8 protein-coding genes are annotated in these 14,921 nt (G+C 36.4%); 7 read left to right on the top strand and 1 reads right to left on the bottom strand.

Going from position 1 to position 14,921, the window contains the following annotated elements; translation table 11 throughout:
- The first annotated feature begins 28 nt into the window (after window positions 1-28).
- The 5 genes from ABWV45_RS06900 to ABWV45_RS06880 all read left to right on the top strand — a co-directional run bounded on the left by ABWV45_RS06900 (window position 29) and on the right by ABWV45_RS06880 (window position 7,331).
- On the top strand, window positions 29-2,803 hold the full coding sequence (locus ABWV45_RS06900; RefSeq protein ID WP_353350024.1) for a LuxR C-terminal-related transcriptional regulator: 2,775 nt from the start codon (window positions 29-31) through the stop codon (window positions 2,801-2,803).
- Window positions 2,804-2,996: 193 nt separating this feature from the next.
- Window positions 2,997-4,760: a CotH kinase family protein gene (locus ABWV45_RS06895; protein ID WP_353350022.1), complete on the top strand. Its 1,764-nt coding sequence runs from the start codon at window positions 2,997-2,999 to the stop codon at window positions 4,758-4,760.
- Complete coding sequence (locus tag ABWV45_RS06890; RefSeq protein ID WP_353350020.1) at window positions 4,760-5,569, top strand: polyphosphate polymerase domain-containing protein; 810 nt, start codon at window positions 4,760-4,762, stop codon at window positions 5,567-5,569. The genes ABWV45_RS06895 and ABWV45_RS06890 overlap by 1 nt, the downstream gene beginning before the upstream one ends.
- Before the next feature lie 9 nt (window positions 5,570-5,578).
- Window positions 5,579-6,199 carry a DUF4956 domain-containing protein gene (locus tag ABWV45_RS06885; RefSeq protein ID WP_353350018.1) on the top strand — a complete coding sequence of 207 codons (621 nt, stop codon included), beginning with the start codon at window positions 5,579-5,581 and terminating at the stop codon, window positions 6,197-6,199.
- A gap of 4 nt (window positions 6,200-6,203) precedes the next feature.
- On the top strand, window positions 6,204-7,331 hold the full coding sequence (locus tag ABWV45_RS06880) for a porin (RefSeq protein ID WP_353350016.1): 1,128 nt from the start codon (window positions 6,204-6,206) through the stop codon (window positions 7,329-7,331).
- A gap of 3 nt (window positions 7,332-7,334) precedes the next feature.
- Here the strand turns inward: ABWV45_RS06880 and ABWV45_RS06875 are convergent, their stop codons facing one another.
- The gene (locus ABWV45_RS06875; RefSeq protein ID WP_353350014.1) at window positions 7,335-8,951 is read right to left on the bottom strand and encodes a methyl-accepting chemotaxis protein; all 1,617 of its coding nucleotides are present in this window, start codon (window positions 8,949-8,951) and stop codon (window positions 7,335-7,337) included.
- Between the two features lie 755 nt (window positions 8,952-9,706).
- On the opposite strand from ABWV45_RS06875, the gene ABWV45_RS06870 reads away from it, so the two are divergent.
- Window positions 9,707-12,730 carry a CRTAC1 family protein gene (locus tag ABWV45_RS06870; RefSeq protein WP_353350012.1) on the top strand — a complete coding sequence of 1,008 codons (3,024 nt, stop codon included), beginning with the start codon at window positions 9,707-9,709 and terminating at the stop codon, window positions 12,728-12,730.
- Window positions 12,727-14,742, top strand: coding sequence for a thioredoxin domain-containing protein (locus ABWV45_RS06865; protein WP_353350010.1), 2,016 nt, complete (start codon window positions 12,727-12,729; stop codon window positions 14,740-14,742). The genes ABWV45_RS06870 and ABWV45_RS06865 overlap by 4 nt, the downstream gene beginning before the upstream one ends.
- The last annotated feature ends 179 nt before the right edge of the window (window positions 14,743-14,921 follow it).

Genomic DNA, 14,921 nt, shown 5'->3' with positions numbered 1-14,921 from the left:
AAACGGAATTAACCAAGCATTACCCAAAATGAACGCTGCCATTCTCACCAATAAACTTGCAGTCCCTGTCGCCCATGATTTAATTCATCGCCCAACTCTGTGCGCACAGCTGCAATCCAAACAAGACTTACCATTAATTGTTTTGCAAGCCGCTGCCGGTTTTGGTAAAACCAGTTTGATATGCGATTGGCTACAATATTCAAATCAAGCGGTCGCTTGGTACTCCTTAGATAATGGAGATAATATCCCCACTACCTTTTGGCAGTATATATGTGAAGCCCTCTCGAATATTCACCCGAGTATCACGGAAGAAGCTAAGCTTTTTTTAACCAACCAATCAATCGATGATGTATTGCCAATATGCGATAGCGTGATTAGCGGGCTTAATCAATTTACCCGTCATCGATTGCGTCCAAATCAATGTGTATTAGTACTAGATGACTTTCACCTTATTCACGATGAACGCATCATTGAATCTATCTCACGATTTATTGACTATAAACCCTATTGGTTACAACTCATTATCACCACTCGTACGCTACCTGAACTTCGAATACCCAATCGAATTAGCAAGCAACAAGCGATACTAATTACCAATCATGATTTAGCCTTTGATAAAGCAACCTGCGCTGAAATACTTAACCATCAATTTGATACCCCCCCATCAGAGGACGTATTAAATTATATATTTGAACAAAGCAAGGGCTGGCCTGCCGCTGTTCAATTATTGATTCGCGTGAATGATATTGGTGAACGAAATCAAGGGGCACCCGCTGTTCACCAAGACTTGATAGCTGACTACTTGATGGAAGAAGTTTTTTTAAACCTAGATGATAATACAAAAAACATTCTAAACGTAATATGCATACTACCTAGGTTTAATCTTTCTACTATTAATATGATTTTAGATTCCCCAATATCAAAACCGGAATTTGAAAAATTCATTCACTCAGGGATATTAATTAGCTCCACTCAGAATCAATCAAATGAAGTGCTTTTTAAAATTCATGATTTATTCCGAGAGTGGCTAGAGTCAAATATTAATACAAACAACCCTGATCAAGCTAAAACCATCCGCTCAAATGCAATTCAACATTTAATCCAGATTGAATCACTAACGGATGCCTTGGTATTAGCCCAAAAAAATGAAGACTGGCCATTGGCATCAAATATTCTTGGTCAAATTCTTTATAGTGACTACAAAAATTCTCATCTCGATTTCACACAATTTCATTTAAACCAGTTTCCTAAAGAACAATTTGATGTTCTCCCAACCCTATCGGTTCTTAAAGTCAATTTTGCATTTCAGAAAAAAAATATAGATGAAATGCATTTTTATTTAGAAAAAGGCAAAAAGATCTTTAAAGAGATAGAAGCTATTATCAATAACAACCTTAACTTTTTAGATATCCTCTCTCAATATGGCTTTCATAGTATAGAAGAATATGAAACCACAAAAAGTACGCTCGCTTTACTAGAAGATATGAGCTATTTAACAGATGGACAATTTACAAAACTAAAAACCCTAAAAGGTGAATTTACATTTACCGAACAACATCCTTTATATTGTTGGCTTAACTTCATTCATTTCATCCATGCATTCGCGCAAGAAAATTTTATCGAAGCCATTGAGCTTGGTTACAGAATACTCGAACTAGCAAAAGAAAATAAAAACATCAACTGCGTTGTCATAACAACTTCAACTTTAAGTCAAGCACTCTATTTTAATGGACACGTTAAAACCGCCAAAAAAAAACTTGAAGAAACGATAAATTGGTTGACCCAAATAAATGCCTTAAATACCCCTAATATACCCTGGTTGTATTCCTCACTAGGTTACATACACATAGAAAACTTAGACTTTTCGAAAGCCTATGAAATATATGATTTAGTTGAACGTAATATTTCTGAATTCACAGACCCAAGGGGCACCTTATTTAACCAGTACCATTTTAAATTACGTTTACTCGTGAGTACCCATCAATATGAAGAAGCCGATAAATGGTTAAAAGTCATTTATGACTATGAAGAAAAGAATTTACGAAACGATCTTAATAAAAGTAACTTTCAATTCTCACCAGACACCATACTAATGGACATGCTATACCAATTAAAATTAGGGAATACCATGCCCATCATTCAGTGGGCCACAAACTATGAAGCAGCAGAAAATAACCCACCCATAAAGCAAAGCTTAGAGTCTTGGCTCCAAGCAATTGGGCTCATGTTTTGTGGCCAAGATAAGATGGATGTTTTCGAAGAATTACTGCAAGACGCCATCACAAACAAGTATTTAGCTCGTCAAGTGAACCTAAGTTTGCTCATAGCCACGCTTTTGTTTAACCGAGCACAAGCCGAAAAAGCCAGTGACCTGCTTATTAGCACATTAAAAGTCGCTAGAGATTGTGGTTATAAACAGATTATATTGGATGCTAACCCCTTTGTGCTCAGTAAGCTTAATGAATTACAAAGCCATGAAGAAGTCGGTAATTATTGCCAGTATTTATTACAAGCTAATAAAGAGAAGTCCTCTTTAAATTTTAACACTAAGGCTGAATCAGCTGATATTCAATCACCCATCAGCATTAACCATCAATCAACCAAACAATTAGAGCAGCTAACAAGGCGCGAAGAAGAGATATTACGGCTACTCGCTAAGAGTATGCGCAATCAGGATATTGCAGATCAGCTGGGTATTTCTCTGCCAACGGTGAAACGGCACATTCAAAATATATACTCTAAACTGAAAATTAATTCACGAACTGAGGCGGCTCTTATCTATACACAAGCGCAGCATTCATAAATTTGTCACAATCTCAGCAACCCATAAGTGCTTATTTTAATTGGCTTTTTTTGTCTTAGGGGGCAATCTACATCCACATTTATGTGACGCGTGTCACATAAATGTGGCCATATCTACACCCTTCGTAGGCTAATACCCCGCCGAGTATCTTGCTAATCTAAGAATAACGACGCCATATCTGCAAGGAATCTTAATGAAGCACCTACTTTTAATTACCCTGCTCGCCATGCTTAACGCATGCGGCTCAGGTTCAACAGAGCCTTCCGATAAGGCCGACTTTTTTGTACCTGACGACCTAGATTCAGTAACGGGTGACCCTTTTGATACAAACCGACTGATGGTCGTTCAAATACAATTGCCCGAAAACGACTTTAAAACTCTTGCAGACGAAGGCCGCTCTTTAGCAGACATGTATCGTTCTTGCCCAAGGGAAGACTTTGAATATACTGACTTTAGCGCCACTGTGAGTATTGATGGTGAAGAATTAGAGGATGTCACTGTTCGTAAGAAGGGCTTTTTGGGATCACTCAGCGTGAGTAAGCCATCATTCAAATTTAATTTTGATGACGGTGTTGAAGGACGACGCTTTAAGGGTCTAAAACGCATGACTCTTAATAACAACCGACAAGATGCCACCAATGTACGCCAATGCCTTGCCTATAAGATGTATAATCAAGCCGGTATCAAAGCACCTAGATGCAGCCTAGCTCGTGTTTATGTTAACGGTGAAGACCTAGGGGTTTATACCCATGTCGAAAGCATTAAAAAACCATTTTTAGAGCGTGTATTTGGTAATGACGAAGGCAACCTATACGAAGCCCAAAGTGCAGACTTTGGAACCCACCTCAACCAAAGATTTCAACTTAAAACCAATAAAACAGAAAACGACCGCAGCGACCTAGATGCCGTTGCCAACGCCCTAGATTTAGCAGACGATGAAAATTTTCTGGCTACCCTAGACACATTAGTGGATATGGATGCTTTTTATACCCACTGGGCCATGGACGCGGTTCTCGGCCACTGGGATTCTGCCATGGGTAATAACAACAATTTTTATATTTATAACAATCCAGATAATAATAAGTTCTATTACATCCCTTGGGGCACCGATGCTGCATTTACTGGTGGCGACGACGAGTTCCTAGCCAATATAGGGCCCCTTTATCACAATTCTCGTATCACAAAACGCTTATTTAGCATTGAGACAAAACGCGCAGAATATTATGCGCGCATTAATGAATTACTCGCTGAGCCGTGGGCAGAGCAAGATATTCTAGACTACATTGATGACATTCAAACACTGACCGATGCCCCCGATGATGCCGTCACCGCATTAAAAGCCTTTGTATCGGGCAGTGATCCAGAGTATGCGGAAAAGCTATCCACAAACTTAGATGAAGACCTGCCCACACGCTTAGCCTCTGCCATGGCCAATGACGCAGCAGATCATGCGGACTACACATTAAATGATGTAGCACGTAATTGTGAGAACTTTGAAGTGAGCACAACTGAAATTACGGCTAATTTTACTGCCGATGAAGGACAAGATAGCGGGACCTTCTCTTTTGATTTGTTAAATGGCGACTCTGTAACGGCTAATATTACCGTTATACCCGACGACAGCATTCTGTATGATTTGAATACTTTCGGCGGGCCTACGGCTACCCATGCCATTTCCTTAGTGGGTGTTGATCAAGCCCAAGCCTTTGCAGGTGTACCTGCAGATGATATTGATGTGTATGTATTACATATAGTTGTGGATTCTGAGAACTTCAAAGAAGGTGACACTGACTTTCATGGCTTTTCAACCTTCGCCTTCCTATTTAAATTTTCAGCAGGCAGTTTAATTTTAATGGCCACGTCTGCGGATGGCGGCATTACTCTAGACAATGCCGGTGATGGTACAAACTCACTGTTAAGTGGTTCGGTATCCGGTACTCTAGGACACCTTAAATAATGACACATGTTGCTAACACGCTTGAACAAACTCAAACGCTTAGCCTAGTGCCTGCTCCGATTGAGCTTTCTATTGCTCAATTGGATGCGCATACGCTGCTCGATCAAGATCGAGCAGCGCTAATGACTCGAGTGGATGACAAATTTGTCATCCACAAGCACAACCTTGAGTCTCTGCTACATAGCATGGTTTCTGATTATTCGGTTTTAGAAGATAGAGACATCAGAAAATTTGATTATAAAACCATTTATTACGATACAGGCGACTACGAACTGTATCATCAACACCACTCTGGTAAAGCTAATCGGCTAAAGGTTAGAACCCGAGAATATGTACAATCAAAAATATGTTTTCTCGAAATTAAAGAAAAAAACAATAAAGGTATTACACATAAATATCGACATAATATAGGTAATACCAACCATCATTTACATGTAAACAAAATCTGGGAACAGAAAGATAAAAACAAGCCTCTAATAGCTTGTCTAGAAGTGAATTATCAGCGTATTACTCTTTTACATAAAACGTTGAACCAAAGAGTTACCATTGATATTAATTTGAGTTTTCATGACCTAATCAATAATGGCAATAAATTACTGGATGACATCGCCATAATAGAAGTAAAACGTGACAAGGCTGACCATGCCTTAAAGAACTCAAAATTACATAAGTTATTAAAAGAATTTGGTTACTTTCCTAAAACATTTAGTAAATACTGCATGGGCTGCGTTCTTACTAAAGTACCTAATATAAAAACCAATCGATTTAAATTTAATTACCTTTCACTAAAAAAACTATTATCAAATTAAGGTTTTAATATGCCAGATTTTCACCCAGATTTTATTGCCGGTTTCATCATCAATATGGCATCTATATTGATTCTCGTTTTATTTTGTTATTACCAATTCAGTCGGAATAGGGCCCATAGTGCCTCATTCATTTTATTTGGAATGGGCGTATTTATTATTACCGCTTTACTACATAAAACCGATATCTCAATGGGCTTTGCATTTGGTCTATTTGCTGTGTTTTCTATGCTACGTTATAGGACTGAATCTATTTCTGTTAAAGAAATGACATATTTATTTTTAGTGATTGCCATTTCATTGCTAAATGCAGTATCAGGCTTAGGGCCGGTTGAATTAATCGTTATTGATGCAATCATTATCGCTTTAGCATTTTTATTGGAAACCAATATTTTCATGGAAAAATTAAATGAGCGCGTCATTCAGTATGAAATAATCGAAAATATTCGACCTGAAAACATTCAGAATCTTAAGAATGATATAAAAGATAGAACCGGATGGGATATAAAAAGAGTAGACATTCTTCATGTTGATTTTTTAAAAGACTGCGCAACCATAAAGGTTAAATTTAAACCTAGCTTGAATGGCTACGAAGAAACCTCCCCAATTACACCTGAGTCATATACAAGATAACATCATGAAGTTAATTTTAAATATTTTTTTATGTTTTCTATTCGTATCGTCTACTCAAGCTGGAGACTTTAAAATTAAAAGTCGGCTCTATATAGATGCTGATGCTATTGGGCCGTATTATCAAAAAAACTCTGATGAACAAACAAGTATAAAAAATAACATTGAAATTGGATCAATAAAAAGCTCTATTAAGTATAAATTTACGAGTAATATCAGCTCAAAAGTCCAAGTAGAATTTAAGAAAGAGGAAAAAGATGATTACAAAAATGAGTTTTCTTTAAAAGATATTTTTATAAAATTGAAAACCGGAAAATCATCGCTAATACTTGGTAGATTTAAAGAAGCCATGGGCCATGAAGAGCTAATGGGATCGAGCGATCTTCCAACTATTGAACGCTCACTGGTGAGTTCGATATTCTCGCCCGGTAGAAATACAGGCATTATGTTTAATACAGATTTTAAACACTCTACTTTTCATATTGGTGCATTCCAATTAAAAGACGATGATATCGAGAGTGGCTCTTCAGTAACCTCACGACTAACCCATGGGCTCTCCTTACTAAACCATGAAAATATTTTTCACTTAGGGGCTTCTTATTCTTATCGAGATTTAGATGATAGCTTGTTTCAAATTAAAAATAGAGGAGAAGTAAACTCAGCGGACAACATTATTCGAAGTTCCAGATTTTATGCTAAAGATCAAAATATTATTCAAGCTGAAATAGGAACCATTTATAAAAACATTTGGTTTATGGCTGAGCTGTATTCGACACAGATAGAACAAACCAACGGTAGGTCATGGCAGTATCAAGGTTTTTATCTTCAAACTTCAGGGTTACTGAGTAAAAACCCATTCGATTCAGCCTCTTCTTATAAATATAAAAATGGTGAATTCAAACCGACAAACCGTGAAGCCGGTAACATAGAATGGGTGATTCGCTATTCAGGGGTTTCCGTGCGCGACTATGCAATAGGGAGTGAGGCATCCAGCCTACTGCTAGGTATTAATTATTATTTAAACCAAGATACAAGTTTCATGTTTGATTACTTAAAGCCAAGTATTTCTGGCAATGTTGTCAACACAAATCAAACAGGGCAGGCTATTTCTATGCGTTTTAAATACTTATTTTAATCTCTAGACCTCTATGCCTAGGGTTTGAGGCAACAGCCCTAACCCTAGTGACCCCCAGCGCCGCCCATCGATATTTATAGGAATAAATAAACTCATCACAACCTGTCCACCGGGAATAACAAAACTGCCCATACCTATATACTTACAACTATTAACATTATCTAAATCAAATTTACTATCCACAGAGAAGAACATGTGACGACTATACTGCATATCAATCCGCAAATCCCCAGTCTCCGGTTTAGATGTAGCAGATTGATTAGTCGGCAGGTAGCCCTTATCATCTGTTGCCAGCCAATATAACACCCCTTCAATAGCTTCCTCATTATGCCAGCGGTCAATAGTGGATTGAGCTTTACGCTTAAAATCTTCACGCCAGCTTATATCGTACTTATTCATTTTTGACCCTTCAAGTGGCACATAGTTACGATCAAAAATATCAACACCTTCTTTTTCCAATTCCACTAAAAAGTTTTTAATTATTATTGTACGTTTAAATAATTCATCGACATAAGGTTCTAACTTACCATCTTGTATTCTAAATTGAGACAGTTGTTTTAATGATTCATTGTTATCATTTTTCATTGTATCTGAATGTTTAAAAAACTCATCCATACTAACTAAAATTTTATCGCCAAGATCTCGTATTTCTGCAGTCCTTTTGAGACCTTCTTTATTTGTTAGCGCTAATTCTTCTGCTGTGGAGCTCACCATTAATAGGCTTTCATGTGTGCTTTCAAACTTGGCAACCATATTTGAAAATTGCGTCATTGTATTACTAATCGATTCTTGAGCAGAGTGCGTACTTTCATTAGCAGAACGATTACTTTTAGATGTTTGAGAAACGATATTCCCCATTTCACTTATCAACTCATTTATTTGATCTGCCGATGTGCCGACTTTAGAAGCTAACGTTCTCACTTCATCTGCAACTACCGCAAATCCTCGACCATGTTCACCAGCTCGAGCAGCTTCAATAGCGGCATTAAGTGCCAGCATATTTGTTTGATCTGCAAAACCTTGTACTGTTTCTAAAATAGTACCTATGCTCTCTGAATTTTTTACTAAGCGATCGACGGTTACAGAAAAGTCATCCAAGACAGTTGCTGATTTTTGAATATCCTTCAATACTGACTCAAGCTCAATATGAGCTTTACTGGCTATTTCTAGGTTATGTGAGTTTGAATCCGCGATATCGGATGTGCGCTGAGTAAGCTCATTCAGTGCATTACTTGTCTCATCACTGGTTTGAAAAATCTCATCAGCCAATATAGCTTGTTGTTTTGCACTGGCATGTGATGTTTCGCCTAATTGGCGTCCTTTGGCTGATATCACCGCAGAATGAATGTTATGGCTTAAAAGAAAAGATAATATTTCACTAGTACGGGTAATTGATCTATTAATTTGTTTGGATAATTCGTCATCTTTTGCAATGTCTTCAGGAATTAACTCTCTTAAGTCTGCATGCTCTTGATTACTTGAATACAGTGCATTTATGTATAGAGCGCAATATTTAATCTGCTTAATTTTCAATAAGATAGGAATAATCGTTATTAGCCCAGCAGCCGACAACCCCTCCATCAACATTGCGTTTTCATTCAAGCCAAGAACTGATAACACTAAAATTAACACTAAACATGTAGTACACAGTACTGCACTCCCCACCAGAACAAGTGGGCTATCGACACTGAATTGAAATTTAGATTTAGTCCGCAAAATACATCGCCCTTGTATTCCATATCTATTAAATATAGCGTTTAGTAATAAAAGTTCTAATCGTATCCTTATAATTATTTGATGTAAGCACGCTATTTCATTCAGCTTTTTATAAATCTACCAAGGAAATCTAATGTGATTAATTCTCATTACCTTCCTTTTCTGTAAACTAATCAGTCGTTATTAAATATATAAATTGCCGCAGTTATCCCTGCCAACCAGAGATAGTGAGTCACTGCCATCCAATCTCTCAGTAAATCCATTATCTTAAGAGGCCTTATATGGGCCTTCGCCTGTGTTCACATTTAGACTCAGCTAGATTTGCCCCACACTGATGATCATTTGTCGGTGCTGATGGGTAATCCTGATAACACATAAAGTGATAAACATAGGGAGCCCCAGCCAATGGTTGCAAGCAATCGTTGAAAGATTCTCGATTTTTGTTGCTTCCATGAATCAAATGAAGCATTACCTCCCTAGCAGTTAATTAACCCAATACAAGATTACCTAAATTAGAATTAACATCGGTTAATTCAATTACTAGTAAAAAATAAACCAAGTGATCAATTTAATGGCAAGGCTTGTCTAAGCTAACAATTAAACATTAGATACTGCATAATTGAGGTTTTAGTATTAGTTAAGAATCATAGGAATTTCACATGAACTTCTGGGTACTCTCCTTAGTCATATTGTCACCTTTTGTGATAGCACAAGATGCCAGCACGCTCATTAAAGAAATCCAAGCATTTGAATCAAAAAAAGACCCAAAGTGCTATGCAACAGCCAGCAGACTAGAAGATTTCATGTTTGGCACCCCTTTATCTCCTGATGCACGATTTGAGAAAAACCAGCTGACTCACCAATTAGTCTTAAAAATTTGGGAAGAAGCTGCCCAACTAAACAAAAATCAAGAAATTAACCCCTATGATATTCATAAAATATTCAATAAAATATTTGTAGTGAGTTTAACCAATAAGGGTCATCATCAACTTACTTTCTCAGATAACTTATCTATTGTGATTCATAAAGATGATGCACGACAATATTCCTCAGTTGCCTATTCTTTAAGATCAATTTTAGCTGCTCAACAAACTATGCTAATGGAAGGGGACTTAAATACCCCTATACTTTCTCAAAAGTCCATTTCAGTATTAAAAGATAAATTAGATCTATTAAGTTTAGCTACATTAAAACTAGCTGATACAGATGCGCGAAAAAACAATCAACATCAAATAGCAAAAGCTAAAATCAGCCAGTACTGGCAAGAACTTACACATCTAAAAAGTATAGACTTCACGCTTAAACCAAACAAAGACAAATCATTACTGAATCAAATAATTAAACAAAAATTATCTGCCTATAAAGTTTACAATAATGTATCTAGTAAAATTTTTGTCCGAAATTTACAGGTATTTTATGCTCGTAAAAGCTGGCCAAAAAATCCTGATGAAGCCGAACTTTTTCGACAATATTTCGCCAGCGCTCTAATTGAATTTACTAAAGGCTTATATTTAGGTGCTAGTGCATCGGCTTTAAATAACAAACATGCAGTTATTCAGGAATCTGATGTATACAGCTATAGTAATGAATATATACCTCATCAATTAAATGAGTATGAAGATGTTGTTTATTTCCCAAAATTAGATTACCTAAATCAAGTTTATCTCGAAGCATATGACATGGATTCATTTCGCGACTCTGGTATTCATTGGCGCTATTTACAATTTGCACTTGAAGATAGCTCTCTAAATTCAGCACTAACAGCAGACCCATTCGCCGCTGAACTTATAACTGAGAATATTGCTAACTACGGGATCTTATTACTACGTACAGCTGGGAAAATTTCTAAAGAAAAATCTCCTGAAAACCAACTAGAAGCAAATGATTTAATTTTAGCCGTTAATAAAATAAATAATTTAATTAAACTCAACAATGAATCAAAAAATATTCCGCAAATTGCTGCTATTTATTCAAGTAATTTAATTTCAGACAATTTAGGCAACAATAATAGCTTTAAAAATATTACTAAATCTGTAGGTATTGAATTTGAACATCGCTCGTCAGATTGGTTGAATCGATTATTAAGAAGTTATTTAGAAAAAGAAGAAGGTGTTGGGATAATTAGTATACCTCCTGCTTTTGGTGGTGCAGGAATCGCATCCGAAGACCTCGATGGTGACGGCGATATTGATTTACTTTTATTAAGCGGTAACGGCAATAAAATATTTGATAATCAAGGCTCTAAATTTATAGATATTTCTGCTTCATCAGGATTTATCACTCAAGGAAAACCAGGTGAACCTAGACAACCACTAATTGCAGATCTGGATAACGATGGCGACCAAGATATAATCATCACCTATGCCAATCAAGCACATGAAATTTTTGAAAATATCGGTAATAAAAAATTTATACGTTTACAAAATTCACCATTAGGTGGGGACAATTTAGTTGGTGGCCCAGCAACGGTTTTTGATGCTAATAATGATGGATTACTTGATGTATACATCACCTATTTCGGTAATTATCCGAAAGGGAAATTACCAACATTATCTCGAAGAAACTTCAATGGTTTACCTAATAAATTATGGATAAACCAAGGAGACCTTAAGTTTAAAGAGCATAAAAACTCAGGTTTAGAAAACAGTGGATGGGGTCAAGCTGTTACACATACAGACTTAAATGACGACGGCCTGCAAGATGTTATTGTCGGTAACGATTTTGGTGTAAATGGATATTATATCAATAATGGTAACTTAACCTTTTCAGACCACTCCGCAAAACTTGGAACCGATAAACCATCATATACCATGGGAATTGGTCTCACGGATATCAATCAAGATCTCATTCCTGATGTCTATATTTCTAATATTGTTACCATGAATAAAGATGAAAGCTATGTATTGCCATCTGACGAAACTGAAATGAAATTTGATCCTAATAAATTAGCCACTATGCGCGTGGTAGAAGCTAATGATTTTTTCATATCCAACCAATCAAATTATCAACAATCTAATTTAATTGGCCGAGGCTATAACTCAACAGGATGGTCATGGGGTGCTGATTTCTTTGATTACGATAATGATTCTGATATGGATCTATATGTTACGAATGGAATGAACGAATTTAACATTTATAGTAACTATATTTCTGACTTTACTGATCAATATGGGAATAATAAAGACGCCTATATGCCAGTATCCGAGAAAGAAACCAATGTATTTTTTGAAAATCATAATGGAAAACTGAATAATAAAACGCAAGGCAGTGGTTTAGATTATCTAGGTAACTCCCGTGCAGCTACGTACTTCGATTGGAATTCAGATGGCAAGCTAGATGTTGCCTTAAGTAATTACCATGGTTCAGTTCATATTTATGAAAATAAAACTAAAAACGAAAACAATTGGCTTGCTATAAAACTAACCGGTTCTATTAAAGCTGGTTCAAATCTTGATGCTATTGGTGCCCGCTTAGTTATCACACTTGAAAATGGCAAAAAACTTTGGCGTGAAATACATGGTTCAGTCGCCTATATGACAGTGCATCCAAAACAACAAAATTTTGGATTAGGTAACAGTAAGCGTATCAAGCTAGAAATTCGCTGGCCAAACGGTGAATCAGAGATACACAAAATAGATGACGTGAATAAAATTATTAGCATTGTGCAAAAGGATCCGGCATGAAAAGCCTTGTCTTATTAATAGCTTTAAGCCTATTTACTTGTTTTGCACATACTGCTATTCCACCAATCAGCAGCAATCCTAGTATTGAAGAATGGCGTTTATGGCAAGAAAAGAGACCTAAAGCAGCCCATTATTTAAATGGACTAAGCTTAAGTCATTCTCCCTATTTGCTTCAACACGCTGAAAACCCTATTAACTGGAAAACTTGGCCCAGCTCAGAAACAAATACAAAATTGTTATTCATATCAATTGGCTATGCATCGTGCCATTGGTGTCATCAGATGAATGAACATACTTTCTCAGATGAACTGGTTGCAAAAGTATTAAACGAGCATTATGAATCAATCAAAGTGGATAGAGATGAGCATCCCAACATTGATTACCATTACCTACAAATACAACAAGCTGTCACAGGCGAAGGCGGATGGCCTATTAGCATTATTGCACTACCTGACGGCTCCCCTATTTGGCTAAGTAGCTTTGAAACAGCTAATGACCTGAAAAAGATCGCTTTACGTTTATCTAGAGTTTGGCAGGTCCAGCCTAAGTTATTAATTTCGCAAGCTAATAATATCAAAAAAATATCAAAATCGAATATAACAAAACAAGCTACTATTGATATTTCTCGCCTTATTCTGGACTCACGAGATCACCAGTTTTTTGGAAAAAATGGGGAAGTGAAATTCCCGGATGAAGCTGATCTTATTTTTATGCTAAATCAATATGAACATAACCCAGAATTAAAATCGCCATTAATTAAGCATCTAAATACTTTAGCTCAATCACCTCTGCATGACGGTGTTAATGGTGGCTATTATCGTTATTCAACCAATCGAGACTGGAGCGTTCCTCATTTTGAAAAAATGCTTTATACACAAGCCCAGTTATTATGGGTATACAGTGAAGCGTATATGCAATTCAAAAATCCGCTTTATAAACGTGTCGCCCAGCGCATTTTTAATTTTTTACAAAACAACATGCTTAATGAGTCAGGCCTTTACACAACTTCAATCAATGCTGACTGGAAGAATATTGAAGGTGGATATTACCTATGGCCTAAATCAATACTAGATGAATTAGGCATTACACAAAACATAGCTAAAATTAATCAAGATCAATACCAGTATTTTGGTATAGCACCTCAAAAACAACTTAAAAAATTACAAAATAATCGAGAAAAACCATTAGAGGACACTAGGGGCATTACAGGTTTAAACGGCTTGCTTCTATGGGCTTTCACCCGCGCACATCGTGCTGGTATTCCTAAAAGCGATAACGCTGCAAAATCACTGGCTGAAAGTTTATCTAAACATAGTATTAAACCCACTGGTGTTAATCGCACATGCTACAACCCATCACACTGCTTAGCAGGTAACATCGATGACCTATCGTACTTAACACTAGGTTTTTCTAGTTACTCAGAAATGGACCAATCATATGGCCGTTTAAGTAAAGGGCTTTTCATTCAACTTTTGGTTCAGCTGAATCCACAAGATCCATTCACAATTGAAGACCATGAAACCATCGCACCACTTTCTGCTGCAATAATGTCAGCTGATTTATTAAAACAAGCAATTCCTTTTGAATGGTTAACAACTAAAACCAATAGCTCGTCTTATCATTCTCAAACAAAACATTATTTGAGCAAATATAAAATTGCTGACTTCGCAAAAGGTCATGGCATACTGTTAGGATTTGTAAATGAATCTAAGGCTAAAATTAGTCTTACACTTGAAAAAGGGTGGCATGTGAATTCTCATCAGCCCATTCAAAATTATCTTAAGGCAACCTACATTTCCGGTATTAATAGTGAAACCATTCAGTATCCAGAAGGGACTCTCATTCAGGTAGATTTTGATGACTCCTTTCTATCTTTATATGAAAACATCACCAATATTGAATTTACACCTCAAGATAAGAAATCAAATTTAACTCTAAACACTCAAGCGTGTAGCGATAGCCTATGCTTACCGCCGGAAAGCATTCCTTTAATAGAAGGAACATTTAAATAAGAGTTATTTTCTATTTTAAGCAAAGGTAGCTACTCCAAAAATTATGATCGTCAATTATCTCAAAGTGCTATGGAGCTACTTAGCACCGCTGAATAAAGAAAAGTATTGATTAGTAATCTACGGAAAATGAAAAAGTGTTTAAATCGAAATTAAATATGTGTATTGAACTGGCTTGTTAA

It is taken from the genome of Oceaniserpentilla sp. 4NH20-0058 (assembly GCF_040371755.1).
In the GTDB taxonomy this organism is placed as follows: Bacteria; Pseudomonadota; Gammaproteobacteria; order Pseudomonadales; family Oceanobacteraceae; genus Bermanella.
This window is presented reverse-complemented; position numbering and strand designations above follow the sequence as displayed.

What these genes read in the sequence shown, in the direction of transcription:
- ABWV45_RS06870 (WP_353350012.1), top strand. Translation starts at nt 9,707, where the DNA reads ATGAACTTCTGGGTACTCTCCTTAGTCATATTGTCACCTTTTGTGATA.
- ABWV45_RS06890 (WP_353350020.1), top strand. Translation starts at nt 4,760, where the DNA reads ATGACACATGTTGCTAACACGCTTGAACAAACTCAAACGCTTAGCCTA.
- ABWV45_RS06885 (WP_353350018.1), top strand. Translation starts at nt 5,579, where the DNA reads ATGCCAGATTTTCACCCAGATTTTATTGCCGGTTTCATCATCAATATG.
- ABWV45_RS06900 (WP_353350024.1), top strand. Translation starts at nt 29, where the DNA reads ATGAACGCTGCCATTCTCACCAATAAACTTGCAGTCCCTGTCGCCCAT.
- ABWV45_RS06895 (WP_353350022.1), top strand. Translation starts at nt 2,997, where the DNA reads ATGAAGCACCTACTTTTAATTACCCTGCTCGCCATGCTTAACGCATGC.
- ABWV45_RS06880 (WP_353350016.1), top strand. Translation starts at nt 6,204, where the DNA reads ATGAAGTTAATTTTAAATATTTTTTTATGTTTTCTATTCGTATCGTCT.
- ABWV45_RS06865 (WP_353350010.1), top strand. Translation starts at nt 12,727, where the DNA reads ATGAAAAGCCTTGTCTTATTAATAGCTTTAAGCCTATTTACTTGTTTT.